This is a genomic window from Kitasatospora nipponensis, from assembly GCF_039528135.1.
GTDB lineage: Bacteria > Actinomycetota > Actinomycetes > Streptomycetales > Streptomycetaceae > Kitasatospora > Kitasatospora nipponensis.
Genome location: NZ_BAAALF010000698.1, coordinates 1 through 723, shown reverse-complemented (window position 1 = coordinate 723; position 723 = coordinate 1). Strand labels below are relative to the sequence as shown.

General features: G+C 70.5%; 1 protein-coding gene. It reads right to left on the bottom strand.

Going from position 1 to position 723, the window contains the following annotated elements; all coding sequences use genetic code 11:
* Positions 1-9: 9 nt before the first annotated feature.
* On the bottom strand, positions 10-723 hold a 714-nt coding region (locus tag ABD323_RS42800), incomplete at its 5' end, for a type IV secretory system conjugative DNA transfer family protein (RefSeq protein ID WP_344447442.1).

Sequence of the window (723 nt, the reverse complement as noted above, 5' to 3'; positions counted from 1 at the left end):
GCGGGGCGCTCATGCCGACAGCCCGAAGTCGTCACGGCTGGCGGTCTTGGCGATGGCCCGCTCGGTGATCGCCTTCGTCGCGCGCGCGGAGGCCGGGCCGATCTCCTTCGCGGAGGGCTCCTTGTACCAGGGCCGAAGCTCGAGCATCGCCGCTCGAAGACCGGTCGCGAACAGGAGCGCCTTGCCCTTGGGCAGCGCGCGGATGGCGTCCGGGGGCAGGATCCGTTCGGTGCGCATCGAGATGGAGGTGGACTTGCCGCCGTCGCTGGTGGAGACGGAGGTGGTCTGCACGTCGTGGTCGCCGATCAGGCGGGACAGGCGGTCCGCGAAGTCGCTGTCGTCGATGCCGCTGCCGATGATCTTGACGGTAGCGGCGCTCCACAGCGAGTCCATGCCGGCCTCACCCCAGCATTTTTGGCCCTGCCGGTAGGACTGCAGGATCGTCATCGGGATGACACCGCGACTGCCCAAGTGCGAGTACAAGTCGGGGAGGTCGCTGATCCGGCAGACGTTGGCGGCCTCGTCGAGGACGCACAGTGCGGGCGGGTCGAGCCGTCCGCCGGAGCGCTCGGCGACGATCACCGCGGCGCGCATCACCGCGTCGGCCGCGGCCGCGATGATCGCCCCGGCGTTGCCGCCGCCGTCCTTGCTGAGCAGGTACAGGGTGTCGCGGGAGGTCGCGAAGTCGGCGGGCTTGAACTCGGGCAGGCCGGGGGTGGGCGT